The 25,587-nt window shown below is 66.2% G+C and carries 31 protein-coding genes and 1 pseudogene; 12 read left to right on the top strand and 20 right to left on the bottom strand.

Annotation, left to right across the window (positions count from 1 at the left end; genetic code table 11):
* Positions 1-36: 36 nt before the first annotated feature.
* From IB225_RS13780 to IB225_RS13740, 9 genes are all read right to left on the bottom strand, one after another.
* Positions 37-462: a hypothetical protein gene (locus tag IB225_RS13780; protein WP_192311768.1), complete on the bottom strand. Its 426-nt coding sequence runs from the start codon at positions 460-462 to the stop codon at positions 37-39.
* A gap of 64 nt (positions 463-526) precedes the next feature.
* Positions 527-901, bottom strand: coding sequence for a hypothetical protein (locus IB225_RS13775; protein ID WP_192311767.1), 375 nt, complete (start codon positions 899-901; stop codon positions 527-529).
* A 90-nt stretch (positions 902-991) separates the two neighbouring features.
* Positions 992-1,345: a nuclear transport factor 2 family protein gene (locus IB225_RS13770; protein ID WP_192311766.1), complete on the bottom strand. Its 354-nt coding sequence runs from the start codon at positions 1,343-1,345 to the stop codon at positions 992-994.
* Between the two features lie 56 nt (positions 1,346-1,401).
* Positions 1,402-1,641, bottom strand: a complete 240-nt coding sequence (locus IB225_RS13765; protein ID WP_192311765.1) for a hypothetical protein — start codon at positions 1,639-1,641, stop codon at positions 1,402-1,404.
* Positions 1,642-1,809: 168 nt separating this feature from the next.
* Entirely contained in the window at positions 1,810-2,280 is a 471-nt protein-coding gene (locus IB225_RS13760) for a T6SS immunity protein Tdi1 domain-containing protein (RefSeq protein ID WP_192311764.1), read from the bottom strand.
* Between the two features lie 79 nt (positions 2,281-2,359).
* Positions 2,360-2,575 (bottom strand): hypothetical protein, encoded by a 216-nt coding sequence (locus IB225_RS13755; RefSeq protein ID WP_192311763.1) that lies wholly within the window; start codon positions 2,573-2,575, stop codon positions 2,360-2,362.
* 97 nt (positions 2,576-2,672) lie between these two features.
* A complete protein-coding gene (locus IB225_RS13750; protein ID WP_192311762.1) occupies positions 2,673-3,131 on the bottom strand; it encodes a hypothetical protein in 459 nt (152 codons plus the stop codon).
* A 67-nt stretch (positions 3,132-3,198) separates the two neighbouring features.
* The gene (locus IB225_RS13745; protein WP_192311761.1) at positions 3,199-3,636 is read right to left on the bottom strand and encodes a hypothetical protein; all 438 of its coding nucleotides are present in this window, start codon (positions 3,634-3,636) and stop codon (positions 3,199-3,201) included.
* A gap of 113 nt (positions 3,637-3,749) precedes the next feature.
* Positions 3,750-4,088: a YciI family protein gene (locus IB225_RS13740; RefSeq protein ID WP_192311760.1), complete on the bottom strand. Its 339-nt coding sequence runs from the start codon at positions 4,086-4,088 to the stop codon at positions 3,750-3,752.
* Between the two features lie 160 nt (positions 4,089-4,248).
* Between IB225_RS13740 and IB225_RS13735 the strand changes: the two genes are divergently transcribed.
* Positions 4,249-4,944 (top strand): aspartate/glutamate racemase family protein, encoded by a 696-nt coding sequence (locus IB225_RS13735; protein WP_192311759.1) that lies wholly within the window; start codon positions 4,249-4,251, stop codon positions 4,942-4,944.
* 70 nt (positions 4,945-5,014) lie between these two features.
* Here IB225_RS13735 and IB225_RS13730 read toward each other — a convergent pair whose 3' ends face one another.
* Positions 5,015-5,545 (bottom strand): hypothetical protein, encoded by a 531-nt coding sequence (locus IB225_RS13730; RefSeq protein WP_192311758.1) that lies wholly within the window; start codon positions 5,543-5,545, stop codon positions 5,015-5,017.
* A gap of 256 nt (positions 5,546-5,801) precedes the next feature.
* Here IB225_RS13730 and IB225_RS13725 point away from each other — a divergent pair, with 256 nt between their 5' ends.
* Both IB225_RS13725 and IB225_RS13720 read left to right on the top strand, forming a co-directional pair.
* Positions 5,802-6,443, top strand: a complete 642-nt coding sequence (locus IB225_RS13725) for a TetR/AcrR family transcriptional regulator (RefSeq protein WP_192311757.1) — start codon at positions 5,802-5,804, stop codon at positions 6,441-6,443.
* Positions 6,440-6,955: a hypothetical protein gene (locus tag IB225_RS13720; protein ID WP_192311756.1), complete on the top strand. Its 516-nt coding sequence runs from the start codon at positions 6,440-6,442 to the stop codon at positions 6,953-6,955. Before IB225_RS13725 ends, IB225_RS13720 begins: the two co-directional genes overlap by 4 nt.
* Before the next feature lie 25 nt (positions 6,956-6,980).
* Here the strand turns inward: IB225_RS13720 and IB225_RS13715 are convergent, their stop codons facing one another.
* The 6 genes from IB225_RS13715 to IB225_RS13690 all read right to left on the bottom strand — a co-directional run bounded on the left by IB225_RS13715 (position 6,981) and on the right by IB225_RS13690 (position 14,588).
* Complete coding sequence (locus IB225_RS13715; protein ID WP_192311755.1) at positions 6,981-7,334, bottom strand: response regulator; 354 nt, start codon at positions 7,332-7,334, stop codon at positions 6,981-6,983.
* Positions 7,331-8,500 (bottom strand): PAS domain-containing sensor histidine kinase, encoded by a 1,170-nt coding sequence (locus tag IB225_RS13710; RefSeq protein WP_192311754.1) that lies wholly within the window; start codon positions 8,498-8,500, stop codon positions 7,331-7,333. Before IB225_RS13710 ends, IB225_RS13715 begins: the two co-directional genes overlap by 4 nt.
* Positions 8,501-8,650: 150 nt before the next feature.
* Positions 8,651-9,778, bottom strand: coding sequence for a PepSY-associated TM helix domain-containing protein (locus IB225_RS13705; protein ID WP_225583751.1), 1,128 nt, complete (start codon positions 9,776-9,778; stop codon positions 8,651-8,653).
* Between the two features lie 8 nt (positions 9,779-9,786).
* On the bottom strand, positions 9,787-11,859 hold the full coding sequence (locus IB225_RS13700) for a TonB-dependent receptor (protein ID WP_192311753.1): 2,073 nt from the start codon (positions 11,857-11,859) through the stop codon (positions 9,787-9,789).
* 54 nt (positions 11,860-11,913) lie between these two features.
* The gene (locus IB225_RS13695) at positions 11,914-14,070 is read right to left on the bottom strand and encodes a TonB-dependent siderophore receptor (RefSeq protein WP_345776618.1); all 2,157 of its coding nucleotides are present in this window, start codon (positions 14,068-14,070) and stop codon (positions 11,914-11,916) included.
* A 194-nt stretch (positions 14,071-14,264) separates the two neighbouring features.
* Positions 14,265-14,588: a hypothetical protein gene (locus IB225_RS13690; RefSeq protein ID WP_192311752.1), complete on the bottom strand. Its 324-nt coding sequence runs from the start codon at positions 14,586-14,588 to the stop codon at positions 14,265-14,267.
* Between the two features lie 200 nt (positions 14,589-14,788).
* On the opposite strand from IB225_RS13690, the gene IB225_RS13685 reads away from it, so the two are divergent.
* The gene (locus IB225_RS13685) at positions 14,789-17,020 is read left to right on the top strand and encodes a TonB-dependent receptor (RefSeq protein WP_192311751.1); all 2,232 of its coding nucleotides are present in this window, start codon (positions 14,789-14,791) and stop codon (positions 17,018-17,020) included.
* A 293-nt stretch (positions 17,021-17,313) separates the two neighbouring features.
* Here IB225_RS13685 and IB225_RS13680 read toward each other — a convergent pair whose 3' ends face one another.
* Complete coding sequence (locus IB225_RS13680) at positions 17,314-17,553, bottom strand: hypothetical protein (RefSeq protein ID WP_192311750.1); 240 nt, start codon at positions 17,551-17,553, stop codon at positions 17,314-17,316.
* A 188-nt stretch (positions 17,554-17,741) separates the two neighbouring features.
* Here IB225_RS13680 and IB225_RS13675 point away from each other — a divergent pair, with 188 nt between their 5' ends.
* The 4 genes from IB225_RS13675 to IB225_RS13660 all read left to right on the top strand — a co-directional run bounded on the left by IB225_RS13675 (position 17,742) and on the right by IB225_RS13660 (position 20,308).
* Positions 17,742-18,776 (top strand): nitronate monooxygenase, encoded by a 1,035-nt coding sequence (locus IB225_RS13675; RefSeq protein WP_192311749.1) that lies wholly within the window; start codon positions 17,742-17,744, stop codon positions 18,774-18,776.
* Between the two features lie 131 nt (positions 18,777-18,907).
* Positions 18,908-19,132 carry a hypothetical protein gene (locus IB225_RS13670; RefSeq protein ID WP_192311748.1) on the top strand — a complete coding sequence of 75 codons (225 nt, stop codon included), beginning with the start codon at positions 18,908-18,910 and terminating at the stop codon, positions 19,130-19,132.
* Positions 19,129-19,644 (top strand): nuclear transport factor 2 family protein, encoded by a 516-nt coding sequence (locus IB225_RS13665; protein ID WP_192311747.1) that lies wholly within the window; start codon positions 19,129-19,131, stop codon positions 19,642-19,644. The genes IB225_RS13670 and IB225_RS13665 overlap by 4 nt, the downstream gene beginning before the upstream one ends.
* A 97-nt stretch (positions 19,645-19,741) precedes the next feature.
* A complete protein-coding gene (locus tag IB225_RS13660; RefSeq protein ID WP_192311746.1) occupies positions 19,742-20,308 on the top strand; it encodes a hypothetical protein in 567 nt (188 codons plus the stop codon).
* Here the strand turns inward: IB225_RS13660 and IB225_RS13655 are convergent, their stop codons facing one another.
* The 3 genes from IB225_RS13655 to IB225_RS13645 form a co-directional block, all read right to left on the bottom strand.
* On the bottom strand, positions 20,309-20,740 hold the full coding sequence (locus IB225_RS13655) for a nuclear transport factor 2 family protein (protein ID WP_192311745.1): 432 nt from the start codon (positions 20,738-20,740) through the stop codon (positions 20,309-20,311).
* Between the two features lie 122 nt (positions 20,741-20,862).
* Positions 20,863-21,288, bottom strand: a complete 426-nt coding sequence (locus tag IB225_RS13650) for a GFA family protein (RefSeq protein ID WP_192311744.1) — start codon at positions 21,286-21,288, stop codon at positions 20,863-20,865.
* A 65-nt stretch (positions 21,289-21,353) separates the two neighbouring features.
* The gene (locus tag IB225_RS13645) at positions 21,354-22,592 is read right to left on the bottom strand and encodes an HD-GYP domain-containing protein (protein ID WP_192311743.1); all 1,239 of its coding nucleotides are present in this window, start codon (positions 22,590-22,592) and stop codon (positions 21,354-21,356) included.
* 104 nt (positions 22,593-22,696) lie between these two features.
* Here IB225_RS13645 and IB225_RS13640 point away from each other — a divergent pair, with 104 nt between their 5' ends.
* The 4 genes and pseudogenes from IB225_RS13640 to IB225_RS13625 form a co-directional block, all read left to right on the top strand.
* Positions 22,697-23,101 (top strand): GFA family protein, encoded by a 405-nt coding sequence (locus tag IB225_RS13640; protein ID WP_192311742.1) that lies wholly within the window; start codon positions 22,697-22,699, stop codon positions 23,099-23,101.
* Positions 23,102-23,200: 99 nt separating this feature from the next.
* Positions 23,201-23,893 carry a TetR/AcrR family transcriptional regulator gene (locus IB225_RS13635; protein WP_192311741.1) on the top strand — a complete coding sequence of 231 codons (693 nt, stop codon included), beginning with the start codon at positions 23,201-23,203 and terminating at the stop codon, positions 23,891-23,893.
* A 71-nt stretch (positions 23,894-23,964) separates the two neighbouring features.
* Positions 23,965-25,179, top strand: a complete 1,215-nt coding sequence (locus IB225_RS13630) for an FAD-dependent oxidoreductase (RefSeq protein WP_192311740.1) — start codon at positions 23,965-23,967, stop codon at positions 25,177-25,179.
* 70 nt (positions 25,180-25,249) lie between these two features.
* Positions 25,250-25,459, top strand: a pseudogene (locus tag IB225_RS13625) (HupB); the annotation flags it as partial.
* Positions 25,460-25,587 lie beyond the last annotated feature (128 nt).

The raw sequence follows: 25,587 nt of genomic DNA, 5'->3' as shown, positions 1-25,587 counted from the left end.
ACACCCACTATCTGGGCGCCGCGCCAACACGAGGCGCTAGTCCTCATCCATGAACCATGCGCACGCGATCCGCGAGGGCGAGACCACAAGCACGCCCGTATCGAACGTGGCGTCCGTTACCGGATTCCAGCCCGGACCAACGCCGGATGTGGTCTTCGGCTTTCCATAGTCGCCGTTGGTGTAGTACCCGGCTGACTCCTTCGCGAACTGGCCCACGAACGCCGCCGCCAGCGCCTGTGCTTCATCCGGCGGAACAAGATTGATGCCGTACGCCATGTCCCGGGAAAGCACGGCCACCAGCACCGCCTGCGCTTCCGCTGCATCGATCTCGAAGTAGTGCGCACGTTCTGGAAACAGGCCGAAGTGGCCGGCTGCGTCTTCAAGCGTGCATCCCTGCACAGCGCGAATCCCCACGATGACGCCACCGCCCCTGGCCTGGATGATGCGATCTTCGATGCCCATCAATGCTGGGGCCTGATACGAGCCGCGACGCGCGACTCGCCCGGACTGACGGGCCGATGGGATATCACTGCATCACCAGCTTGTGCCAGTACGGTGCGAACGGCGGCTTGGGGAACACCACGCCCAGATACGTCGTACGCCAGCACTGGGAGCGGCCGTTGTCCTGGTCCGTGAAGTAGCCGACCACCTTCCCATTGGCATCGATCTCGAGCACCTGGGTCAGTTGTCCGTCGGCCCTGAAGTAGCAGCCGTCACGCTCATCGAGATGATGGGCGTTGTTGAATGCCGCCCAGGCTTCGGCGTAGGCCGACGTCTCTTCGCGGCGATCCTCCCACTGCGCATCGGCGCGCGCGTCGGCCCGGGCGAAATCGGGCGCGGACTGCGCCATCGCCGACAGCGGGAAGCACATGCAGAGTGCAACGAAAACGGCCCTGACCATACCCACCTCCTGTTTGTGGACCGATGTCTGGACCAGGTTGATTCGCAACACAGGTTCAGACCGGATGAATTCCCGGATGGCATCCGCCTTCTATGCCAGCGTCCCCTGATGGTAGACCATCTGCCACTGGTCTCCCGCAAGGCGCCAGATCGAACAGCGCCGTGAGGAAACCGCCACGCCATCCGCCGTGCGTGTCGTGGTGTAAGTGACCAGCCCAACGGTCGGCGAGAGCAGATTGACGGAGACGTCGTCCGCACGGAATGACACGCCCGTCTCCAATGGCAGGCGGGCGAGCACCTCGTCCTTGCCGAAGGTTCTTCCGCTGGCCGCTACCTCAACAAACTCATCGGCAACCAGCCGGTCCAGTAGCGATACGTCTGACCGACCGGAAGGATCGAGCAAGGCCAGCTCCAGTTCTTCCAGAAGTTTGCGGGGATCCGTCATGGGCACCTGATTTCTGTATTGAACCGAATAGTGCAATGGACAGACTTGTTTGGATGTCAGGCCACGCGCCGCCTGGCAAGAATCCTGTCTATCAGTAGGGTAACGATGGCAAGCATGGGTAACCAGGCCAGCCACCAGTAGGAAAGGAACAGGGTGGAAGACGAACACAGTCTGGAAGGTGAGGCGCAGGCCGCCTCGTGCCACGCCAAGAGATGAGGCATCCCGAGATAGAGGATCAGGCTGGCGATCAGGTAAAGCAGGACGAAGATCGCGACAGGTCGGACGACTTTGCGCATGCAGCACGCCTCACTCAGGACGGGAAAACGCCGATCAGTGGCGAACGACTTGAAGTGTAAACCTCGCCAAAGAGCGACCTCGGCTTGAATAACGTGAACCACTTCGGCGAAGACAACGCTGCACCTGATATCAAGATCGTCGGGCCAGCAGTCTGTCTGAATGCGTGCTCAGGCATCCAGCACAAGCTTGATCTGGGCGCCGTCAGGAAGGTCCTTTATCTGTCTATGAATCTGCGCGAGCAGACTGTAGTTGACGACCAGGTCGCCGACCGCAATGTTGTCGAGGGCGTATTGGCCGCCAAAGACCGGCGCGAGTTTGAACGTGTAGCACTGACCGGGACCGAGCATGTGGCCCGCTGCAACGCACCCGTCAGTGAGCGAGATCAACAGCCAGTTGTCCGCATTTTCCCAGAGGTCAACGAGCATCGAGAAGTCTTCGCGACTTTGCGCAAGCTGGGTGACCGAACCGGCACCGATGTCCAGGAAATGGACAGTCCCGTCTTCCGGAACAAAGATCAGATCACCGAACCGGTTGACCATCCACACCGTCAGATCGGTTGGCAGCAGCCACGCCCAGTCCGCCAGGATCGTGCTCCAGTCATGACCTTGTTGGTCTATCAAATAGTCAGAGAGATTCATAAGCACCTGACTCCTGAATCAAGCCGAGCCAAGAAGCGGCTTCAGTGGAAGACCCATCTGCTTCGACATCAATGACATGTCAGGCCTGGGCACCCGGGCGCCTGACTCGCGCAATGCGACCAATGACATACAGCACCGCGCCCGAGACGAAACAGAAACCGGCTATCTGGCCGATCGCAAAGAAAGCGGCCTCCGATGGAACAACAAACGCGGCGACCAGTGCGATCACTGCCATGGCGATCAGCGCGGCACCCACCCCGAGATAGATGTTCGAGAGTCCGAGATTCCTGCTCATTGTTCCTTTCCGTAGAAGCCATGGGTAAAGCATGCCAGCGCCTGGACCATGCCGGCCCACGAGGCGGCGTCGGGTCGAACGGGCTGACGGCGCCACTCTAGCGACGCAAGTTGAAGCGCTCAATATGAGAGACGGTCTGGTCAGCCTGTTCGCTGGAGAGTTCCGGCCCGGAAACAACGCGTACCCGATAACCCACCTCCGTGAGCTCCAGCACAAGAACGGTGCTGTCGGCAGCATCGCCTTCCTGTTTGATGTACAGAGGAACGCCGGTTCCGGCAGCCCAGTCGTCATTGGGCCCTATCTCCGCCCGCGAGCGCCAGCAGACAACGCCGTCCATGGATATGCCCGGATCGAGCTGTACGTCCAACTTCGGTTGCGATGCCGGCGGATGCAGCACGCTCAATCCTGGCACCTCCACGAATCTGGACTCCCCTTCGTCCGTGGAGAACATGAAGGAGCACGATGTCTCCACCAGTCCGGACGGGGGTGTGGCCGGCCCGGCCGCCTGAGCGGACCAGGCCACCGACGCCAGCAGCAGTGTTACGGCAAGTTTCATAGGGTACCTGGCGCCTGAGTCAGACCGATCCGCGAAGCGTGGTCCGGCGTGGATGAACAGTACACCCCTATCTGCGATCGATGGGCACCCTGCTCGACTTGATGGTGCCCGTGAAGTAGCCGCCGCCCTGCAGAAGCGCGCAAGGCTGGGCATACCGGGCAAAAATCCCTAAGGGAATCCGACCCGTTATCTGCACAGTATCCCCGTCCGTTGGGTAACGAAACTCATCGATGCGCTGGCCGCTGATCCTGGCCTCTGCGGGGTAGCGATCTTCCGCCCCCGTGCAATTGACGATCACGAGCGAGAAATGCATCTGTCGACGCTTGATGCTCTCGGCGTCGGCAGACCGCAACGTGACCTGCACAACTTCTTCCTGTGGTTCGCTGTGCGAACGCGCAGACAGGAGAGCCGGACGCATCTTGCAGCCGACGAGACCAAGGGCGACGACGGCAACAAGGCAGCCCCGCATCGCCTTTCGATGTCTTAAGCGCTTCGCCGTATCCATAGAAACCCCACGTAGGAATTGAGTGCCCCCGCGAAGTGGGCGGGGATCCGATGAACTGCTTCATCACCGCGCGCCCTGTGGCGCGCGACGTAGTGCGCCTCCCACCACTACCCTCACGAGGCCGGATCGAACCCGAACACCCGCAGTTCCTGATCGCAGCGGCAGGCTTGCGCGATACGTGCGGCCCAGGCGATGGCGTCATCGCGCGAAGGCAGTTCGAACACCGCAAAGCCGCCGTTGAGCGGCGGCGCCCACGGATAGCCTCCCTCGGCCACGCGACCGTCACCGGAGACGAGCACCGGCGGCACGCGCTCGTCGATGCCGCCGCCAAAGACGTAGACCCCCGCGGCTTTCGCATCCTCGATCACCGCATGCGAATCACGACTGGCTGCTTCCAGCGCATCGCCGGTCACCACCATCGCCGCACTGGGAAAGGAGATCAGATATTTCATCGGCGCATCCTCGATGGAATGGGGTGGCGGGATCAGGCTCGACATCCGCGGGCTGCGGCGCGTGCAACGCAACCTACCCTCACCCGTCAAACCGCTCAAGCCTCCACGGCGTGCGACGCCCGCATAATCCCTTCCCATATCCATGGGCGGCAGGACACGCATGAAGACGATCGGCCTGATTGGCGGGATGAGCTGGGAATCGACGGTGCCCTACTACCGCCTGGTCAACGAGGGCATCAAGGCGCGGCTGGGCGGGCTGCATTCGGCCAAGGTGGTGCTGTACAGCGTCGACTTCCATGATGTCGAGCAATTGCAGCGCGACGGCGACTGGCAGACCGCGGGCGAGCTGCTGGCCGATGCCGCACGTCGCGTGCAGGCTGCCGGTGCCGACCTGCTGGTGCTGTGCACCAACACCATGCACAAGGTGGCCCCGCAGATGGAAGCCGCGGTGTCGATTCCACTGCTGCACATCGCCGATGCCACCGCCGCCGCCATCACGACCGCCGGCCATGGCACCGTCGGCCTGCTGGGCACGCGCTTCACGATGGAACAGGATTTCTATCGTCAGCGCCTGCAGGATCGGCACGGCCTACGGGTGCTCGTGCCGGACGCCGAGGACCGCACCGTGGTGCATGACGTGATCTATGACGAACTGTGTCGCGGCGTGATCCGCGATGCGTCGCGCGATACCTACCGCCGCATCATGGAGGACCTGGTCGCCCGCGGCGCACAGGCCATCATCCTGGGCTGTACCGAGATCGGCCTGCTGGTGGGTCCACAGGATGCGCGCGTGCCCCTGTTCGACACCACTGCGCTGCATGCCGGCGCCGCCGTGGACGCCGCGCTGGCACCATGAGGTCATCGCCGACGCCGGTTACCTCATGCGCTGCGCGATCGTCGCATGACGCGCCGGCGCGGCCACGCGGTCACGGGGTGCTGCGGGAAAAGATTCGCTGCACGAACAGCCACAGCCGGCGCCATAGCGACGCCTCGAAGGCCATGAACGTCGCCAGCCAGCGCGGCATGCCTTCGGACTCGAACGTGCGTTGCGCGTCCTGCTTCGATTGGCCGGAAAAGACGACGGCCTTGTAGACCATCACGCCCAGCTTGATCTCCAGCAGCAACAGGGCAGCCAGGCCGACATACCGCAGGCGGCCGACCCAGTCGACCAGATGCCGGTGCTCCACCGGCACGAGCTTGCCCATGCACCAGGCGCCGAAACACGCGAGCGCGACCGCCTGCACGATCGCCGCCCGACCCTTGCTGCGGTAGCACCACCAGTAAAGACAGGGCAGCAGCACCACGAAGTCGAACAGCAATGCGGCTTCGACGAACCGGGCATCCGTCCAGCCGGCAAAGAAGACCGAGGCCAGATCACCGGCCACTACGGCGAGGATGACGGGGATGACCCAGTGCTTCGACAGCCATTGCCGCGGTTCGAGTGTCGCGATACCCATGCGTCCTGTCCTTGTGCTGCCGGCGTGGCGGATGACCGGCATCCGGTGGTCCTGCCGGTTCGTCCGGCACCGGGCATGACATGCGATGCCATGCATTGATACCGCCTCATCTTAGGTTTGCAGGTACCGGTGCTCAAGGCAGTGGCGGGCGGCCTGCGATGAACGCCCTTCGGGATCCGATGGGCATGCGGCCACGCATGAGCCACCAGCGGAGGGTTCATGCTCCGCTCATGATATTGATGTAAGTCTTACTTACATGAATAAGCCGACCCGTTCCTACACGTCCGACCTGCGACGCCAGCAGGCCGATGCCACCCGCGCCCGCATCCTGGACGCGGCCGCCGCGCTGATGGAAGCCAGCCCGGACGGGGCCGCTTCCGTCACAACCAAGCGCATCGCGGAGGAAGCCGGCATCACCGAGGTCACCCTGTACCGGCACTTCCCCAGCCGTGCGGACCTCAACCAGGCGCTGTGGCAGCACATGAACGACCAGCAGGGCGTGGCCGGCGGATTCCCCGCCACGCTGGCCGAGATGCCGCAACGTTTGGTCCCGCTATTCACCTCGTTCGACACTACGCCCGCCCACATCCTCAACACCCTGGTCAGTCCGACCGGCCGCGACATGCGCAGCAGTCAGAACGAGGTGCGCTGCGAGGCGTTCCTGCGCGCCGTCCAGTCCGACAACCCGGCGCTGGCGGACACCGACCGCGTGCAGGCGGCCGCGGTGCTGCAACTGCTCTACTCGGCCTATTCCTGGCTCTCCCTGCGTGAGCAATGGGGATTGAGCGGCGCGGAGGCAGCGCGCGCCGTCGGCTGGGCCCTGGAAACACTGTCCCGGGATCTCCGCACCCGCGGCGACCTGCCCCTTGATCACCCCCAGAAGACGACGACCCGATGATTGCCCATTTCTCTCTCCCGGCACGCGACCCCCAGCGCGTCGCCCAAGTGTTCGCCCGCCTGATCGACGGCGAGGCGATGCCGTTCCCCGTGGTGCCCGGCGCATGGGTCGCCATTGCGCGTGACGGCTCCGGCTGTGGCGTGGAGGTATTGCCTCATGCGTCGGCGCATACGCCCGGCGAAGGCGAGCCGGACCCGGCCCGCGTAGCGCAGGGTCCCGAGGTGATGCCGTGGGAGGTGCAGATCCGGCAGGAGGGCGACCTGCAGCAGCACAGCGGTTTCCACGTGGCGCTGAGCAGCCCGCTGAGCACCGAGGAGATCCTGGCCATCGGCCGCGCCGAAGGCTGGCGCAGCGTCTGTTGCGAACGCGGCGGCGTCTTCGACCTGGTGGAAGTCTGGGTGGAGAACCGCTTCATGCTGGAAGTGCTGCCGCCGCACGGCCTGCAGCGCTACCTCGACTTCTACACGCCTGCGGTGGCCGGCCGGATGTTCGCGGCACCGCCGCCCTGCTGAGTCAGGAACACCGCCTCCGTGACGCTCAGGGGGCGAGCGTGCGGACGATCTCCATCAACTGCTTCACCCGGTAAGGCTTGGGCAGGAAGCGGACGTTCTGCGGCAGCGGAGGAAAGTGCGACAGCGGGTGGCCCGACGTCAGCACCACCCGCATGTGCGGATAGGCATCGACCACGGCGTTGGCCACGTCGATACCGGAGACATCACCGGGCATGGCGATGTCCGACACCAGCAGGTCGAACGGGCCGTCGGTGCGCAGGCGCTCGATGGCCCGCAGGCCGGATTCCGCCTCGATCACGTCGACCCCGTGGTGCGTCAACGCCTCGGACACCATGGCGAGCAGGTCCGGCTCGTCTTCCACCAGTAGCACCTTGGTCATGATTCGTTGCTCGACATGGGCAGATAGACGGACACCGTTGTTCCCTCCCCGGGCGTACTGCTGAGGGCGGCATGCCCGCCCGACTGCAGGGCGAAACCGAAGATCTGGCTGAGACCCAGACCGCTGCCCTTTCCGATGTCCTTGGTCGTGAAGAACGGCTCGAAGACGCGCTGCTGGAGTTCGGGCGGGATGCCCTCGCCATCGTCGGCGACGCTGACGCACAGCATGTTCTGCTCGGGTGCGCCCGGTGTGGAAGGATCCGCCACCCGCCGTGAACCCGTTGCGATGACGAGACGGCCGCCGCGCGGCATGGCGTCGCGACTGTTGACCACCATGTTCAGCACGGCGGCCTCCAGTTGCGTGCGATCGACGTCGATCGCCGGCAGGTCCTGCGACAAGGAGAATTCGATGGCGATGTTCTCGGGACAGCTGCGACGCATCAGCTCCGACAGGTCCAGCAGCACCCGGTTGACGTCGGTGGTCTGCGGCGTGAGGTTCTGGCCCCGGCCGAACGTCAGCAGTTGCCGCGTCAGCAGGGCGCCACGCTCGGCCGCCCTGAGCGCCGCTTCCACGTTGCGGGTAACGCGCGGATCGTCGGTCACGCGCATGGCGATCAGGTCCAGCGCGTTGATCACCACCGCGAGCAGGTTGTTGAAGTCGTGCGACAACCCGAGGGTGAGCTTGCCGATGGCTTCCATCTTCTGGGCCTGCAGCAGTGCCAGCTGGCCATCGTGGATCTGCCGTTGTGCATCGACACGCTCGGTGATGTCGCGCGTCACCTTGGCGTAGCCGATCAGTTCGCCCTCCGACCAGATGGGATCGATCACCACGCTGGCGAAGAAGCGGGTGCCGTCCTTGCGCAGTCGCCAGCCTTCCGCGGAAAAGCGCCCCTGCTCACGGGCCGTGTCCAGGCCGCGCTGCGGCGCGCCGGTGTCGATGTCCTCGGGGGTGTAGAACCGCGAGAAATGGCTGCCGACGATCTCGCTGGAGGCGTAGCCCTTGATGCGCTGGCCGCCCTCGTTCCAGGTCTTGATGTAGCCATCGCGATCCAGCATGTAGATCGCGTAGTCCGTAACGCCGTTCAACAGCAGCCGGAACTGGCGCACCTCGTCTTCGAGGGCCAGGTTCGGCGCGTCTGCATGGGGTTCGGGGGGCGGGGTCCGCATGGGCGGAGTCTAAAGCGTCGCCCCGTAAAACCGCATGTCCCTAGTGCGTCGCAACATGGACGGGTGAGGAAGAAGCTTCTTGCGGGGGCCACTCCACCACCGGCGTTGCGCCGCAGGCTGCATGTCCAGCCTCGGCCCCCATGAAAGCGCCTACCCCTGCCGTCGTGCTCTCCTCCGCCACCACAGCACGAAGCCGGTCACGCACGAGGCGATCGTCACCACGCCGCCGAGGAACACCAGCGTCTGCCCGGTCGCGCCGAACGCATGGCCGGAATGCAGCGCGTACTGCCAGGCGAAGAACGTGTCGCCCGCACTGTCGCCGACGTCGTGGCGCTCGCCAAGCAGGCGGCCGTCGTCCATCGCGACGTAGGTCCACAGGCGGCCCTGGTTGTCCACGTCGCGCGCATCGAAGGTGCGCACCGCGTACGCGTGCTTGTCGGGTAGCAGGCGCACGCTGTGCACGCGTGCGTCGCCGGCGGCCAGCACGATGGCGTGGTCCACGCTGATCCGTGCGGCAGCGGGTTCGCGATCCGGAAAGTCCTCATCCAGTCGTTCGCTGACTGGACTCACCAGCCGCACCGCATCGCGGCTCGCGTCGGGCCAGGCCAGCGTCACCCCGGTCAAGGCCAGCACCAGCGTGATCGGCAGCGCCCACATCGCCGGTGCCCGGTGCCAGTCGAAGCGTCGCCGCCCGCTGCCGGGCACACCGCCCAGCAGGAAGGCCTCGCGCCAGCGCGACAGGCGCGGCACCGCCAGCATCACCGCGAACAGGTGGTCGATCAGCCACAGCAGCGAGACGAAGCCGAGCAGCGCGGTCATCCATGCACCCAGCAGCAGGTCCACGTGCAGGCCGTACAGCACGTCCATCACGTGACGACGGTCCAGCGCGAGCTTGCCGCTCTCGCGCCAGCCCAGCACGCGGCCATCGCGTGGATCGGCGAACAGCTGCATCGACACATCGTTGGCACGGCCGAGCATCCACAGCGTGCCGCCGGCCTCCGGCAGATGCACCTGCCTTGGTTCGAAGCCCGGCAGCGCGCGCCGTGCCTGGTCCAGTGCGTGCGCCAGCGGGATCTCGCGTGCCGTCAGCACGCGGGTTTCCTCGATGCGTCGCAGGTCCGGGTTGAGCCAGGTGTCCAGCGCGTCGTAGTAGGCGATGGCGCAGCCGCTCAACGACAGCAGCACCAGCCACACCGTGGCCCCCAATCCGAACCAGCGATGCCACACGCGCAGCGCCGGGCGCCAGCGCGCCGCGCGTGTGTCGGTCGATCGCGGCAAGGGGGTGCTCAGAAGCGGTACGACGCGGTCAGGCGGACGTTGCGGCCCGGTTCGTTGAGACCGGACACGATCTCGTAGTCGGGAATGCCGCTGTAGTCGGCGACGCTGGCATGCGAGCGGTAGGTGCGGTCGAACAGGTTGTAGACGCCCGCCGCCAGTTCGAACCGCTGCGACGCGAACGGCTGCCAGTGCGCGAACACGTCGACCACCGTGTAGCCGGGCTTGTCCACGCGGCGCGTGCCGTCGATCCAGCCCAGTTCGGCTTCGCGGAACAGCACCTCGATATTGTCCAGGTCTTCCACGCGGGTCACGCTGGCCTGTACACCGAAGCGGGTGCTGGGGTCGTAACGCAGGGTGAGGTTCCAGTTGTCGCCCATCGAGTTGCCCAGTGCGATGTGCTCATAGCCTTCGATGCGATGGCCGTTGAGCTTCGAATCGTAGCGGTTGTAGTAACCGTCGATGCCGAACGCGCCACTGCGGTAGCCGGCACGCAGCTCGATGCCGTCGGAGCGGAAGCGGCCGACGTTCTCGTAGTAGGTGGCGCCCTGCGGTGCTGGCCCGCTGCCCAGCTGGTCGAGGATCACGTCGTCGATGGTCATCTGGTAGTACACCGCCGAGGCGCTGAAACCACCGCTGTCGTACTGCAGGCCGATCTCCGCGTTGTCCACGGTTTCCGGCTGCAGGCCCGGCGCCAGCGTCAGTCGGCCGGGGCGCTGTTCCAGCGTGAAGGCATCGCCGATCTCCTTGCCGCGGAAGGCCTCGGCATACGACAGGTTGAAGGTCCACGCATCGCTGATGCGGTAGCTGCCGCCGGCATTGAAGCTGACGTGGTCGCTGTCGGTGCCGCCGCCGTAGGTATCCAGGTCCAGGTCGTACGCGTCGTAGCGCGCACCGGCACTGAGCAGCAGCGCATCGGTGGCCTGCCACTGGTCCTGCACGTAGACACCCCACACCTGGCCGGACTCGACGAAACGGCCGATCGCCGGATCCCACGCCCACGGCTGCCACTGCGAGGCCGGCGCCAGATAACGGCTGACGACCTCATCGTCGCGGTGCTCGACACCGAACACCACGCGGTGCGCATCGGTGCGCCAGGTGCCGCGCAGATCGAAGCCCCAGGTGTCGATGTCCGCGCCGTACAGGCCCCAGCGGTCATAGCGGTCCTGGGTGAACTCGGTCTTCGTGGAGTACGCGGTGGCTTCCAGTTCCAGCGCATCGGACAGCACGTGGCCGTAGTTCAGCGCGCCGGTCCGGCGCTCGCCTTCCACCGGGAACAGGCGCTCACCCTCGCGGACCGGCCAGTTCGGACGCTGGCCGAACTCGCCGTCTTCGCGACGCACTTCATAGCTCGCCGTGAAGCGTTGGGTGTCGTTGATATCGCCGCCGACCTTGATGAAGCCCAGGCGCTGGCGCGCGCCGGTGCCGCGCAGCGTGTTGCCGTCGCCATCCTCGTAGTCGTCGTTGTCCACGTGCACGAACGAAGCCAGCAGGCCGATGTCGCCATGCAGGCGCGCGAAACCGGTGGTGCTGACGCGGTAGCCGTCGTTGCTGGCCCAGCCGGCCTTGATGATGGCGCCGGCGTTCTCACCCTCCTCCAGCAGGTCGGTCGCATCGCGCGTGCGGAAGCGGATCGCGCCGCCGATGGCACCGAAGCCGGACGTCGCTTCGCCGGCACCGGCCTGTACATCCACGCTTTCCAGCAACTCGGGTTCGATCGACACGCGGCCGACGTGGTGGAACAGCGTGCCTCGCTGCGGTGCGCCGTCGACGGTGACGTTGAGCATGGAGTCTTCAAGGCCGCGTACGTAGATTTTCTGCGCGATGCCGACACCGCCACCGACCGAAACCGACGGCACCGAGCGGAACAGGTCGGCGAGCGTCGCCGCCTGCGTGCGCTCGATGGCCTGGCGATCGAGTTCCATGTCCGTCATCGCGCCGACCACGACGACCTTGTCGAGTTCGGTGGCGGCGGCGGTGCTGTCCGCCTCCTGCGCCCACGCCATCGGGGTGACGAGCAGCAGGCCGACATGCAGTGCCAAGGCGGTGCGACGGGGGAACGGGGATCGGAGCGATGGGGTCATGGTGGGTTCCTGGGGAGAAATGGGATCGGGCAAGAGATGCGGTCGCCGCACGGACTACCAGTCGATACGCAGGTCGAGGGAGACGTTGCGCGCCTCACCGAGCATGTCGAGGTTCCAGTACTTGCGGTTGAACAGGTTGTTGACGTTGCCGGTGAGCGTGGCGCCGCGGCCGCCGATCGTCGTGGCGTACTGGAAGCCGGCATCGGCGACGGTGCGGCCGGGGATCAGCACCCGGTTGGCGTCTTCGTAGTACTGGTCGCCGGAGTAGCGCACGTTGCCGTGCAGGCTGAGGCCATGCAGCACGGCGGGGCGGTATTCGACGTTGGCGACGTACTGCCGGCGCGACGAACCGGCCGGCCGGTTGCCGACCAGGTCCGCACTCTCGGGCGACAGGTCTTCCAGGCTGGCATCCATCCACAACCCGCCGACGCCGACATCCAGACGGTCGGTGATGCCGATGCTGGCGATCGCCTCGAAGCCGCGATAAAGCGTCAGGCCGTCCTGGACGAGATAACGCTCTTCGCCACGCCACTGGTCGATCTGTGCAGCGCGCTCGACACGGAAGGCCGCGGCGGTGAAACCGAAGCGGCCGCTCTCGTACTTGGCGCCGATTTCGTACTGCTTGCTGGTGGTGGCATCCAGCACCTCGCCGGCATTGGCGTACGGCGGCTCGCTGTCGAAACCGACGCGGCCGGCGGATTCGAGCGACTCCACGTAGCTGCCGTAGATCGATACCGCGTCCACCGGCTTGTAGATCACCGCCACGGTCGGCGTGAGTGCCGAGGTGTGGTAACGCGAATCGACGGAGGGATCGCCGTCGCGGTCGCGCTGTTCGTAGTCCACGTAGCGCGCGCCCAGGATGGCCTGCCACTGCTCGCCGAAGTGGATCGTGTCGCTGGCGAACACCGCCTGCTGGCGCTCGTCGTAACTGAAAGGCGCCCAGCTGAAGTCCGGCACGTGGGTGGAGAGGAAATCCAGCCGCTGGTACAAGTTGCCGTTGAAATCGTTGCTCCAGTACCAGTCGTTGCCCCAGCGCTCCCACGTGCGCAGGGCCGACACGCCGAACACCACGTCGTGGCGGAGGCTGCCGGTCCAGACGTGGCCGGTAACCAGCACCTGCGCCACGCTGTTGCGCAGATCGCCGGCAAAGTTGTACACGCTGCCTTCGTAGTCGCCGGCTTCGTTGAGCAGGTTGGCGAACATCTTGTTGGAGTAGTGCTCGCGCCGGCCGGCACCGACGGTGAAGTCGACGTTCCAGCGTTCGTTGATGCGCCATTCCAGGCCGGTGGTGACCTGGCTGGTCACCGCCTTGTAGTAGGAATTGCGGACGCGGACGTTCTCGTAGTCGTAGGTCGGCGTGGGCAGGCGGTCACCGGCATACGTGTCCCAGTAGAAGTACAGCGGCTCGTGCTTGAGCTTGTTGTCTTCGCGCAGCACTTCCGCGTGCCAGAGCAGGGAGTCACCGATGGGCTGGTCGACGGCCAGCGCGATCAGCGTGCGGTCGATGCCGGCGCCGTTGTAGGCGTCGCCGCCCTCCTTCACCAGGTTCACGCGGTAGCCCAGCGAATCCGGCCCACCCAGGTGATCGCTGGCATCGACATGCAGCGAGAGCGCATTGTCGTTGCGCCAGCCGAGCGCGGTGGAGAACAGCGGTGAGGCGGTAGGCCGCTTGCTGCGGTAACTGATGATGCCGCCGGGTGCGCCGAATCCGTACATGAAGCCGCCCAGGCCCTTGAGCGCCTGCACCGACTCCACGGCTTCGAGCGGGTATTCCCCACCCCACTCCATCAGCATCGGCACGCCGTCGACGTAGTGGTTGGTCACGCCGATGCCGCGGATCTGCGTGCCCCACCAGGCCGTCGTGGCCGACGGTTCGGCAGCGTAGACCGAGGGGTCGTTGATGAAGACCTGGCCGAGCGTGGTGGCGCCGCGCCGCTCGATGTCGTCCTGCTCGACCACGGTGACCGAGAACGGCGTGTCCAGCAGCCGCTTGGTGCCAAGTGCGCCGGAACTGGCGTCGAGATTGAGGTTCAGCCCCAGCCGCTCGCCCTTGACCTGCACGGCATCGAGGGTGGCGGGATCGGTGGACGCTTCCTGCGTGGCGGCATCGGTCTGCTGGGCCAGCGCGACGGATGGCAGGGCGAACAGGACGGCGAGAGAGAGGAACAGGGGCGTGCGCGCATGACGGCGCAGAGGACGGCTCGGGAACACGGAATCAGCCTGCGATGCAGAGAAGGAGTGGCTGACTGCGTGTCGCAGCGGCTGACGGGCGCTAGTTTACCAAATGATAACGAGCCGCCATTGATCGGGGTCAATGCCCCCGAATGGCACGTCCCGGCGGCTGCATGCAACGGATGCAGCCCTGTCCGGATCGACCCGGGCCATGGGCGGGCATCGCGGGAAGGTCACCTCAATGCGTACATCACCGCGATGTCGATGGGGAAGTACACGAGAAAGGCCAGCGGCGGCGCCAGGATGACCCGCACCAGCCAGTTCGCACTGGTATAGCCACGCAGCACGACCGCAGACACTGCGGCGCCGGCGATCAACGGCAGGATGAAGTCGAGCCTGACGAGAAAATCGGGTCTCAGCCTGAACATCCCCAGCAGTATCAGACCGATGGGGATGGTCACGATGGCGGAGAGAAAAGGCGCCAGCAACGTGGAAGGCCAGCGTTCGCCCGGAGGCAGCTCTTCGGTGCTTTCCGGTGCGGAATACGGATTGGTCATCGTCGGCTCCGGCATCACGGCACCTGGTGAAGCTGCATAGTGCCATCGCCTCCGTGCGAACGCCTGCGCAAAAAAGCGCAGGTGTTCGCACACACACATCTGCACCGGAATGAGGCACAAGCATCACAGGCGTGTAACATACGCGCCGCCAGCGAGCGTAAGCCAGCGACGCCTGACACTTACCTCACTGGAGATCCCTGATGAAATGCACTGCGCTTGCCGCAGCGATTGCGCTCGCCCTGAGTTTTTCCACCCCTGCCCGCGCGCAGGACGACACCACCCCTTGCGCCGATGCGCTGGCGAAGGCACGCGAAGCGTGTCGTGCCAGCGATGATGCCGCGTGCATCACGCAACGGCTGCCGGACGATTGCCCTGCTCCTTCCACGTTCGCGGCGAACGCGCCCAGCGAACTGGAACGCATCACCGTGGTCGGTACCCGCTTCGGCATCGATGTGCAGAAGTATCCGGGCTCGGCCTCGGTGCTGGTGCCGGAAGACCTCGACGACCATGTCGACATCATTCAGGCGCTGGCGAAGGTGCCCGGCGTGGATACCGGCAATGACAACGGCCGTGCGATCGGCCAGGGATTCTCGATCCGCGGCTTCGGCCATGGTTCGGAGAGCCGCGTGATCCTGATGCAGGACGGCGTGCGCCGATCCGCCAACCTGTTCGCCAACCAGGTAGCCGGCTTCAGCATGGACAGCGACCTGCTGAAGCAGGTCGACGTGGTGCGCGGTTCGTCCGGCATCACCTATGGCGGTGGCGCAATCGGCGGCGTGGTGGGCAGCACCACCAAGGACGCGACCGACTTCATCCTGCCGGGACGCGACTGGGGCGTGGCGACGAACTACCGCTTCGATTCCAACAACCAGTACCAGGCGCATGCCGCCTTCGCCGCCGCGCCGCAGAACGGGCGCTTCGAATTTCTGGCCTTCGCCAAGTACGCCGAGCGCGGGGACCTGGAACAGGTCGGCCGCATCACCGACGCCAACGGGACCCGCGACAACGTGGCCGACAACCACGAGGAAATCGACACCACGTTCGTGAAGCTGGGCTGGAACATTGGCGAGGGCCACAAACTATCGCTGAGCCACTTCGATTACCGCATCGACGCGCGCACCGGCTGGAACAGCCTGTACCACGCCACCACCAGCCCGGCCAATGGCGACGTGCTGGGTGAGCGCATCCAGAAGGACACGGTGCTCGCCTACACGTTGAACCCGGCCGGCAACCCCTGGCTGGACCTGACCGCGCGCGCCTACCGCACCGAAGGCTTCTACGAACGCGGTTACGAGCGCGGCGTGGACCTGTACTACAAGAACCTGGACGAACGCTGGGGCCTGAGCCTGCAAAACCTGATGCAGTTCGACACGGGGACGATCGGCCACCGCCTGCTGGTCGGCGCCGACTTCGAGAACCGCGAAGAGGACGGCATCTACATCCTGGATGGCGTGCGCACCAGCTTCAACTCGATGCCCAACCGCTATCGCGACCTGGGCCTCTTCCTGCAGCATGAGTCGCGCTGGCTGGACGACCGCCTGGCCGTGCAGCTGGGCGGCCGTTACGACCGCTTCGACCGTGAAGTGCAGAACGTCTCCGAGGACTACGACAACAACCGCTTCTCGCCGCGCGTCGGCGTGAGCTATGCGGTGACGGACGGCTTCACCCTGCTGGCGAACTACTCGGAGGCGTTCCGCGCGCCGACCCCGCACGAGACCTCATCGGAAGGTCCCTTGAACATCTACTACTGGTACCAGCCCAATCCCGACCTGAAGTCGGAAACCTCGTCGGAGTACGAGGCGGGCTTCTCGTGGAGCCGGCGCGGACTGCTGACCGCCAACGACCGCTTCGACACCAAGCTGATGTACTTCACCGGCCGTATCGACGACATGATCCGGCTGGTGGTGGACTACGGTTCGGTGTCGCCGGCCGACAGCGAATACGTGCGCTACGAGAACGTGGACGGCGTGGACCGCGAAGGCTTCGAACTGGAGATGTCCTACGACCGCGACCGCTGGGGTGGCTACTTCAGTTACGAGTCGCTGGACATGACCGACGTGGTCACCGGCCGCAAGAGTCCCTCCGCGTTCGCCGACCGTGCACGGTTGGGCCTGCGCTGGCGGCCGTTCGCCGACGACTTCACCCTGTCGGCCGACGTGACCCACTGGTTCAAACCGGACCAGGATCCGGAAACGCTGGTCTCTGCGGGCACCACGTACTGGTACGTGCGCGAGTCGTTCACCCAGACCAACGTGCAGTTGCGGTGGCGGCCGACGAGCTCGCACGTGCCGTTCTTCGACGGCAGCACGCAGTTCCTGATGGGCATCAACAACGTGTTCAACCAGGAACGGCTGACCGCCTCGAGCGTGGAGACCAGCACGCGTACCGGGTTGGGGCGCAACCTCTACATCAGCCTCAGCAAGCAGTTCTGACCCGGACTGCATGTGCGCGAGACGGTTCCGCAGGCCGTGCCTGCGGACGCCGTCGCCTGCCATCGGCGCTCTCATGCCAGCGATGCATGACGACATGACGCGCCGCCACTTCGCATGCCTGGCCGGCGGCGTTACATCTGGTGCGCCCGCTCCAGCCGCCGGCGTGCTTCGATGACCGGGTGACGGGACCCGGCCAGCGTGTCGTCCACATGAAGCGTCTTACCCTTTCGACGCTCCAGGGACGATGCGAGGAGGCAAGGCTGGAGCGGGCGGTTCTGTTGCGCCGGATAGCATCACGCGGCGGACGGCGCGCCTGTTGCGGGCGCATGCGTCCTGAACACCGCATGCAGGCGCTCATACACATACTCATGGTCTTCCGGTGCTGCCAGCTTGAGCGCGGCGGCGGCGAGGTGATTCCACACTTCGGCCCGCGATGCCGCGGCGGATGCGCGGTACAGCACGTCCAGTTGCCGGTCGATCTGCTCGACCATCGCATCGAGTTCCTCGCGCGATCTGAAGACAGCGTGTGGCATGGCGGCATGCTCCGGAGTGGGCGATGGCAACGTGCCAAACGCGCTGTTACCCACGGGTTAAAAACAGGCGGGCCGCTGCAAGCGTGTGGTTATCGCGACATGCCGCGCCGTCATCACGCACCTCGCCATGTACGGGCGGATGACGCACGGATCACCGTCGCGCACCATGGCAGGCGTAAGCTGGTGCCATGGAATCACTCGCTTCCCTGCTCGGCACCCCGCTCCCGCTGATCCAGGCGCCGATGGCAGGCGTGCAGGACGAGGCCCTGGCCATCGCGGTCGCGCAAGCCGGCGGACTGGGCTCCCTGCCTTGTGCGCTGCTCGGACCTGCGCAGTTGGAAGCGGCGCTGCAGACGTTCGCCACGTTGCCGCAGCCGGTCAACCTCAACTTCTTCTGCCACACGATGGCGGAGCCCGATGCCGGCGATGAACAACGCTGGCGCGATGCACTCGCACCGTACTTCGACGAGTACGGCATCGTGCCGCCGCCGATGTCCACGGCAGGCGCCCGCCGCCCGCTCGATGCCGCGACGGTGGACCTGCTGGAGGCGTATCGGCCAAGGGTCGTGAGTTTCCACTTCGGCCTGCCCGATGCGGCATTGCTGGCGCGGATCAAGGGCTGGGGGGCGACGGTGCTGTCGTCCGCGACGACGGCTGAGGAAGGTCGCTGGCTGCAGGCGCGCGGGGTGGATGCGGTGATCGCCCAGGGCACCGACGCGGGGGGCCACCGTGGCCATTTCCTTTCCGTGGACCTGGCGTTGCAGACCGGTGCGCGTGAACTGGTCGGGATGCTGTCGAAGACGCTGACCGTGCCGGTGATCGCCGCCGGGGGCGTGGGTGATCGGGCCGATGTGCAGGCGCTGTTCGCGGCCGGCGCCAGCGCGGTGCAGGCCGGCACCGCCTACCTGCTCTGCCCAGAAGCCACGACCTCGCCCGTGCACCGGACGGCGTTGCAGCAGACGGAGCGCGCCGCCGCGATTACCAACCTCTTCAGTGGCCGGCCCGCACGCGGACTGGTCAATCGGCTGATGCGCGAGCTTGGGCCGCTCTCCGATCTGGCGCCGTCCTTTCCCTGGGCCTCGCAGGCGCTTGCGCCGTTGCGCGCGGCGGCCGAGGCGCGCGGCCGGGACGACTTCTCGCCGCTGTGGTCGGGGTCGCGACCCGGCACGCTGTCAGGACGCACCGCCGCGCAGGTGACGCGGGACCTGATGGGCGTGGACTGATTCACGCAGGCAGGCGGTCGGTTGGTCGCCGGCGACCCGGTTTCGTCGCACGCCGGTTGCCCCCGATGGACCAGGACACCAGCATCGTCCCGACCGCTGGCCGATGCCCGCCTTCCCCGAGGACCCGGAACATGAAGACCCTCATCGCCCTGCTCGCCTGGTGCGTGCTGTTCGTACTGTGCTGGCCGCTCGCGCTGCTCGCGCTGGTGGCGTGGCCGCTGGTGTGGCTGCTGTCGCTGCCGTTCCGGCTGGTCGGCATCACCTTCTCGGCGCTGTTCGCGTTCCTGCATGCGGTGCTGATGCTGCCGGCGCGCCTGCTGGGCGGGCGTCCGCGCGCCGCCCCGGTGACGGCATGAATGCCGTGCGTTCGCGACTGACGAAGACCGCACTGTCGGGCCTGCTCGGCACCGTGCTGCTGTGTGGCGCGGTGGAAGCGACCGCCTCGACCGAACGCACGCCGGAGCAGCTCACGCAGGTGGTCGATGCGTTGGATACCGCCGTGTTCGATGCCTTCAACACCTGCGCCGACCCCGCGCAGCTGGCGAAGCACGCGACCTACTTCGATGAGGCGGTGGAGTTCTACCACGACAACGGTGGCGTCACCTGGACGCGCGACGAGATGATCGAGCGCACGCGCGCCAACGTTTGCGGGAACTATCGGCGTGAACGCGTACCGGGCACGCTGGCGGTGTTTCCGATCAAGGGATTCGGCGCGATCGCGCAAGGCACGCATCGATTCTGCGCGTTGTCGGAGAAAGACTGTGCCGGCGAGGCCGACTTCGTGATGATCTGGCGCGAGCGCGACGGCCAATGGCAGGTCACCCGTGTACTGAGTTACGCGCACCGGCCGACGGCCCCCACGCCCTGAGTCCGCCGGGACTTCGCACTCACTTCACATACGCCCCGTCGCCGGCGCACGCCGGCAGCCGATCCTGCCTCCGCCACACCCCACCGGAGACACGGCCATGACACACGACACCTACCCCAACGCCGTCGCGTGGATCCGCGTGCTGCGTCCTCTTGTCTGGGCTGGCGCGGCCCTGTTGCTGCTGACGCCATGGCTGGCGATGCGCTTCACGGACGAAGTCGCCTGGACCGGCAGCGACTTCGTGGTCTTCGGCGCGATGCTGCTGGTCGCCTGCGTGGCATTCGAGACCATCACGCGGGTGGCCCGCGTCCCCAGCTACCTGCTGGCGAGCATGATCGCGATCGGCGCGGCCTTCCTGCTGCTGTGGGCGAACCTGGCGGTGGGCATCGTAGATGCGCCCGAACATCCTGCCAACCTGCTGTTCCTGGGCGTGCTGGTCGTCGGCGCGGTCGGTGCGGGACTCGTGCGCCTGCATGCTCGCGGCATGTCCTACGTGCTGGCGGCGATGGCGACGGCACAGGCCATGGCGGGCGGCATCGCGATGCGCATGGACACGCAGGAGTCGTCGACGTTCGTGCTGGCCTTCACCGGCCTGTATATCGTGGCATGGCTCTCCTCCGCCCTGCTGTTCCGCAAGGCGGCGAAGGTGCGCGTCAGCGGCTGATCACCGCGGCTTCATGTGCCACAACGCGTTGACGATGATCCAGCGCTCGCCATAGCGGCCCATGTGGAAGTGGTCGACGAACCATGGTGTTTCCAGCCGCACCGCGGCGGTCTCGGCGGTGACATCCAGGATGCGGCAGGTGCGGTTCCACTGGTCCTTCGGCGTCTTCAGCACGCCCTGCCGCGTCAGCGACACCAGTTCCTCCTTCGACATGCGGCGCAGGCCGAGGCGTTCGTCCGGCGTGTCGCCGGTGACGGCGCGCTTGGCCAGGTCGGGATGTAGCGCGCGCGCGACGCGCGCGGGATCACCCTCCAATTGGCCATCGACGTAGTCGAGGCAGGTCGCCTCGATCGCCGCCAGCGTGGCGGCATCGGCCAGCGGCGCCGGCGCGGTGGCGGCAGACGCCGCCATGACCAGGGACAACAGGGACATCAGAACTCCTTTGTATGCGCTAGCGCCGGGCGCGCAGCCTGTCTCCTGACACGGGAACGAGCCTGCCGACGGGCCATCCTCGCCCGCCCTCCGCCTGCTGGCACGTGCCGGAAGTCCGCGCCCTACAGGTAGCCGGGATGCGCGGGCGGACGGTCCCAGTCGTCGTGGCGGCCATCCTCGTACTGCACCGGGATGGCGGCGAACCGCGCGTCGTCCAGGCCATCCAGGGTGGCGACATTCACCGCATGGAACCAGCCGTTGAACGGCGCCATCTCCAGATAGCCCTTGCTGAAGCCACGCACGCCGCAATGGCGACAGAAGTAGTGGTGCACATGGCCCTGCGGCCATTCCGAATCACGCGCCCGGTAATCGGACAGCGCGTCGGCGCCCTGCAGCAGGCGGAAACTGCCTTCGCCCAGCACGAACAGCTTCCACATGCGGGTCTTCAGGCAGAAGCTGCAGTTGCAGCGCCGCGTGCCGGCGGACAGATCGACATCGCATTCGTAGCGGACGGCGCCGCAATGGCAGCTACCGGTATGGGTCTGCATGGGTCACTCCTTCGGGATCCATGCAGGCGACGAACGGGAAGGCCGGACATCGACAGCCGCCGTACTCAGGGCAACCAGACCTTTTCCAGATCGCGGAAGCCCCACTTCTCCGGCGACTCGACGCCGACGATGCGTTCCCGGTCGCCGGCCGTGGCCAGATCCAGATCGGTCATCAGCACGTGCTTGCGCTGCTTGGCCGAGTAGAACACGCGCACGCGGGGAGCCAGCAGCGTTGCGGGATTCTGTTCGACCACCACCGCCAGGCGGTCGCTGGACAGCCGCACCAGCGCCCCGATCGGATAGATGCCGACGCTACGCACGAAGGACTTCATCAATGTCTCGTCGAAGTGCCCCTGCCAGCTGGCCATGCGGCGCAGGGATTCAGCGGGATCCCAGCCGGCCTTGTAGGGACGGTTCGACGTGATGGCGTCGTAGACGTCGCAGATGGCGCTCATGCGGGTGAGCAGCGGGAGCTCGGCACCGGACAAGCGCTGGGGATAGCCGGCGCCGTTGACCTTCTCGTGGTGGTGGCGGGCGATGTGCAGCACTGCTTCCTGGGTGACGCCGCCGTCGCGCAACAGGCGTTCGCCATGCACCGGGTGCTGGCGGACGATGGCGAATTCCTCGTCGGTCAGCTTGCCCGGCTTGTTGAGCACCTCGATCGGCAGCATGGCCTTGCCCATGTCGTGTAGCAGGCCACCCAGGGCAGCCTCGCGCACCTGGTCATCAGGCAGCTTCAACTGGCGGGCCAGCATCGTCATCAACGCACTGACGGCCACGCAGTGCAGGTAGGTATAGCTGTCGGCATCCTTCAGCCGCGCCACGCTGACGAGCGCGGTGGGATGGCGGTCGATGGACCCCGTGATCTCGTCCAGCAGCGGCATCACGTGAGCGGCGTCGACCCCGCGCCCCAGGCGCACCTCGCGGAACATCGCCTCCACCGCATCGCGGCCTTCGTCGCAGATGCGCCGGGCACGGGAGAGTTCGGACGCCAGGCTGACGGTACCGTCGACCACGATCACCCGGCGACGGTCGGTGTCCGTCTCGGAAGCGCTGTCCGGCGGCGCCTCGTCTCCCGCCAGCGCGGGAAGAACGGCGTCCGGCGTGTCGGCCGGGGCAGCCTCCAGCTCGCTGCGCGAGAGGTCCACCACCACCTGCTCCACCCCGCTGTCCTGCAGTTCGGCGACGCGCTCGGCGTCCAGCAGGAACGACGTGCGCCAGAACGGATGCTGCATCCACGGGCCGAGCAGCTTGTGCACGTACATGCCGGGCCGGAGGTCGGCGACATCGACGGTCTGCAGCATGCATCGCTCCGGCGGGTGGAAGGGTCCGATAAGCTCACCCCCTGGGCCGGGAGCGGCGGGGCGACCCCGTCAGCCCCCGGATCGATATCGGCACCGGAGGGCACATGCTGAAGACCTACCAGGGGAGTTGCCATTGCGGCGCGGTCCGCTTCGAGGCGGACATCGACCTGACCCTGCCCACCTACCGGTGCAACTGCTCGGTCTGCCGGCGCAACCGGTTCTGGCCGGCCATCGTCACGCCCGACCGGTTCCGCCTGCTGGCCGGGGAAGGCGAGTTGACCGAGTACCGCTTCAACACCCTGCGCAATTCCCATCACTTCTGCCGGACCTGTGGCGTGCGCCCGTTCGGGATCGGCAATGACATGCCGGGTGAAGAGCGCGTCTACGGCATCAACCTGGGGTGCCTGGAGAACGCCACGCCCGAGGAACTGGACGCCGCTCCCGTCACTTTCGTCGACGGCGCGCACGATCGCTGGCAGGAGACTCCCGCCTTCACGCGTTACCTGTAGCCGGCGACGTCAACCGACCGTCATATCGTTGCCACAGTGATACGACCTTTTTGCTAGGCTGGGCGCAACATCATTACCCAGCCCAGTGCAGGGACTTCCGTGAGCATTCCCTCCGACTATCTGGAAAACGTTTTCAGCGATGCCTCCCACGGCAGCCTGCCCCTGCGGCAGCGCCCGCAGGTGGAACTGTGCCGTCGCGGCGAAATCCGGGCGGAGAAGTTCCTCGACGCGGCCACCGAGGTGTTCGCCGAGAAGGGCTACCAGCACGCGCGCCTCAGCGAGATCGTGGCGCGCGCCGGCGGTTCGCTGGCCACGCTGTACCGGATCTTCGGCGACAAGGAAGGCCTGGCCTGCGCCATCCTCGAGCGCCGCATGGACCTTCACATCCATGTGCTCAGCGACCTCAACCTCACGGAACTGTCGCCGGAACAGGCACTGCGTCGCGTGGCGATCCGCATGGCGCAGCTGATGGCGGGTACCGACTCGCAGGTGGTCTACCGCATCGTGATCGGCGAAGGCCAGTCCTTCCCCGCGCTGCGCGACTGGTTCTTCGACCACGTGGTGGCCTCGATCCGCCGCACGCTCGAGGACTACTTCGAGCAGCAGGTCGCAATCGGTCGTCTCCAGTTGCCCTCGCCCAAGGCCGCTGCCGGCCAGTTCTACATGAGCCTGTTCGGCGACCAGGTGCTGCGCCTGGCCGCAGGCGGCCCGCATCTGCCCGATGTCGACACGCTGGAAGCGCAAGCGCTGGCGGCCGTCGACCTGTTCCTGCAGGGCGCGCTACCGCGCTGACCCGAGGTTCTTCACCCGTCCCTGCCGGATGGCCTGCGAGCATGGCCGCCTGGTGACGAAACCGGGTGCCCATGGACCTGAAAAGCGGCTATCCCTTCTGGGCCGTCAGCAACGGCCTGATGCAGGCCTTCCCTCGTCTTGATGCCGACCTGCGCTGCGACGTCGCTGTGCTCGGGGGCGGTATCACCGGGGCGCTGATCGCCGACGAGCTCGCACGCCATGGCTTCGACGTGACCGTCCTGGAACAGCGCGATATCGGCTGGGGTAGCACGGCCGCCAGCACGGCGCTGTTGCAGTACGAGATCGACACGCATCTGGTCGACCTGGCGAAACGCCATGGCGAAGCCGATGCCGCGCTCGCCTACCGGGCCTGTGCTGACGCCATCGACGGGTTGCAGGACGTCGCGTCGGCCTGGCGCGACGTCGGCTTCGCGCGAAACCGCAGCCTGTACTACGCCAGCCGCCGGCGCGACGTGCGTGCGCTGGAGCAGGAGCACGCGGCACGCCAGCGCCACGGACTGGACGTCGAGCTGCTGTCTAGAGCGCGCGTGCGCGAGGACTATGGCTTCGACGCGCCTGCTGCCCTGCTCAGCACGCAGGCGGCGCGCGTGGACCCCTACCGCCTGACCCATCGCCTGCTGCAACGGCTGCAGAAACAGGGCGCCGCGGTCTTCGACCGCACCTGCATCGCCGACATCGAAACCACCTCGCGCGGCGTGACACTGCGCACCGACACGGGATTCAATGTGCGGGCCGCGCATCTGGTGGTCGCCGCCGGCTACGCGAGCCAACACTGGCTCAAACAGCGCGTGGCACGCAACCGCAGCAGCTATGCCGTCATCAGCGATCCGCTACCGCAAGACCAGCTTGGCTTCCTCGCCGACACGCTGCTTTGGGAAACCGCCCGCCCCTACCTGTACGCACGCAGCACATCCGACAGTCGCCTGCTGCTGGGAGGTGAAGACGATGCAATGGACATCCCTGCCAAGCGCGATGCCCGCGTAGGGAAGAAGGCCCGCACGCTACTGAAGCGCCTGCACGATCTGTTCCCTGGACTCGCCGTCACCCCGGCGTTCTCGTGGGCCGGCACGTTCGCGGAAACGGAGGACGGCCTGCCGTTCTTCGGCCCGCATCGGCAGTGGGGACCGCGCGTGCACTTCGCTATGGCGTACGGCGGCAACGGCATCACCTACAGCATGCTGGGCGCCGGACTGCTGCGCGCACTGATCGAGCGTCGCCGGCACCCGCTATGGCCGTTGTTCTCGTTCCGGCGGATGGAGCGCTGAGGATGCATTGACGGCATCCTCATGTCGGGCGCGCGAAGCTGCGCGTCCGTATCCACGGGGAGACAGCCCCATGCCACGCGGAGACAAGTCGGCCTATACCGACAAGCAGAAGCGCCAGGCTGCGCACATCGAGGAAAGCGCATTGGAGCAGGGCCGTTCGCGCGAGGCCGCCGAACGCATCGCCTGGGCCACCGTCAACAAGCAGGATGGTGGTGGCAAGAAGAGCGGTTCCGGGCGCAAGACGGCGACAAAGAAAGCCACGAAGAAGGCGGCGAAGAAGACTTCACGCAGTCAATGATCATGCCCAATGAGAAGGCCCAGTCACGTCGGGCTGTTTCCCCGGGTGGCTGGGCCCTCCTTGCCGGGTCGCATCGACGCGTATTCGGTGCGTTGTCCGGACGTGCATCA

It is taken from the genome of Pseudoxanthomonas sp. PXM02 (assembly GCF_014851805.1).
GTDB lineage: Bacteria > Pseudomonadota > Gammaproteobacteria > Xanthomonadales > Xanthomonadaceae > Pseudoxanthomonas_A.
The sequence above is the reverse complement of the archived record's forward strand: the minus strand, read 5'-3'. Positions and strand labels throughout refer to the sequence as shown.

What these genes read in the sequence shown, in the direction of transcription:
- IB225_RS13645 (WP_192311743.1), bottom strand. Translation starts at nt 22,592, where the DNA reads ATGCTGCAGACCGTCGATGTCGCCGACCTCCGGCCCGGCATGTACGTG.
- IB225_RS13755 (WP_192311763.1), bottom strand. Translation starts at nt 2,575, where the DNA reads ATGAGCAGGAATCTCGGACTCTCGAACATCTATCTCGGGGTGGGTGCC.
- IB225_RS13780 (WP_192311768.1), bottom strand. Translation starts at nt 462, where the DNA reads ATGGGCATCGAAGATCGCATCATCCAGGCCAGGGGCGGTGGCGTCATC.
- IB225_RS13725 (WP_192311757.1), top strand. Translation starts at nt 5,802, where the DNA reads ATGAATAAGCCGACCCGTTCCTACACGTCCGACCTGCGACGCCAGCAG.
- IB225_RS13665 (WP_192311747.1), top strand. Translation starts at nt 19,129, where the DNA reads ATGAATGCCGTGCGTTCGCGACTGACGAAGACCGCACTGTCGGGCCTG.
- IB225_RS13630 (WP_192311740.1), top strand. Translation starts at nt 23,965, where the DNA reads ATGGACCTGAAAAGCGGCTATCCCTTCTGGGCCGTCAGCAACGGCCTG.
- IB225_RS13770 (WP_192311766.1), bottom strand. Translation starts at nt 1,345, where the DNA reads ATGACGGATCCCCGCAAACTTCTGGAAGAACTGGAGCTGGCCTTGCTC.
- IB225_RS13730 (WP_192311758.1), bottom strand. Translation starts at nt 5,545, where the DNA reads ATGGGTATCGCGACACTCGAACCGCGGCAATGGCTGTCGAAGCACTGG.
- IB225_RS13735 (WP_192311759.1), top strand. Translation starts at nt 4,249, where the DNA reads ATGAAGACGATCGGCCTGATTGGCGGGATGAGCTGGGAATCGACGGTG.
- IB225_RS13675 (WP_192311749.1), top strand. Translation starts at nt 17,742, where the DNA reads ATGGAATCACTCGCTTCCCTGCTCGGCACCCCGCTCCCGCTGATCCAG.
- IB225_RS13680 (WP_192311750.1), bottom strand. Translation starts at nt 17,553, where the DNA reads ATGCCACACGCTGTCTTCAGATCGCGCGAGGAACTCGATGCGATGGTC.
- IB225_RS13720 (WP_192311756.1), top strand. Translation starts at nt 6,440, where the DNA reads ATGATTGCCCATTTCTCTCTCCCGGCACGCGACCCCCAGCGCGTCGCC.
- IB225_RS13650 (WP_192311744.1), bottom strand. Translation starts at nt 21,288, where the DNA reads ATGCAGACCCATACCGGTAGCTGCCATTGCGGCGCCGTCCGCTACGAA.
- IB225_RS13690 (WP_192311752.1), bottom strand. Translation starts at nt 14,588, where the DNA reads ATGACCAATCCGTATTCCGCACCGGAAAGCACCGAAGAGCTGCCTCCG.
- IB225_RS13685 (WP_192311751.1), top strand. Translation starts at nt 14,789, where the DNA reads ATGAAATGCACTGCGCTTGCCGCAGCGATTGCGCTCGCCCTGAGTTTT.
- IB225_RS13745 (WP_192311761.1), bottom strand. Translation starts at nt 3,636, where the DNA reads ATGGATACGGCGAAGCGCTTAAGACATCGAAAGGCGATGCGGGGCTGC.
- IB225_RS13710 (WP_192311754.1), bottom strand. Translation starts at nt 8,500, where the DNA reads ATGCGGACCCCGCCCCCCGAACCCCATGCAGACGCGCCGAACCTGGCC.
- IB225_RS13655 (WP_192311745.1), bottom strand. Translation starts at nt 20,740, where the DNA reads ATGTCCCTGTTGTCCCTGGTCATGGCGGCGTCTGCCGCCACCGCGCCG.
- IB225_RS13715 (WP_192311755.1), bottom strand. Translation starts at nt 7,334, where the DNA reads ATGACCAAGGTGCTACTGGTGGAAGACGAGCCGGACCTGCTCGCCATG.
- IB225_RS13700 (WP_192311753.1), bottom strand. Translation starts at nt 11,859, where the DNA reads ATGACCCCATCGCTCCGATCCCCGTTCCCCCGTCGCACCGCCTTGGCA.
- IB225_RS13750 (WP_192311762.1), bottom strand. Translation starts at nt 3,131, where the DNA reads ATGAAACTTGCCGTAACACTGCTGCTGGCGTCGGTGGCCTGGTCCGCT.
- IB225_RS13740 (WP_192311760.1), bottom strand. Translation starts at nt 4,088, where the DNA reads ATGAAATATCTGATCTCCTTTCCCAGTGCGGCGATGGTGGTGACCGGC.
- IB225_RS13775 (WP_192311767.1), bottom strand. Translation starts at nt 901, where the DNA reads ATGGTCAGGGCCGTTTTCGTTGCACTCTGCATGTGCTTCCCGCTGTCG.
- IB225_RS13760 (WP_192311764.1), bottom strand. Translation starts at nt 2,280, where the DNA reads ATGAATCTCTCTGACTATTTGATAGACCAACAAGGTCATGACTGGAGC.
- IB225_RS13765 (WP_192311765.1), bottom strand. Translation starts at nt 1,641, where the DNA reads ATGCGCAAAGTCGTCCGACCTGTCGCGATCTTCGTCCTGCTTTACCTG.
- IB225_RS13640 (WP_192311742.1), top strand. Translation starts at nt 22,697, where the DNA reads ATGCTGAAGACCTACCAGGGGAGTTGCCATTGCGGCGCGGTCCGCTTC.
- IB225_RS13660 (WP_192311746.1), top strand. Translation starts at nt 19,742, where the DNA reads ATGACACACGACACCTACCCCAACGCCGTCGCGTGGATCCGCGTGCTG.
- IB225_RS13670 (WP_192311748.1), top strand. Translation starts at nt 18,908, where the DNA reads ATGAAGACCCTCATCGCCCTGCTCGCCTGGTGCGTGCTGTTCGTACTG.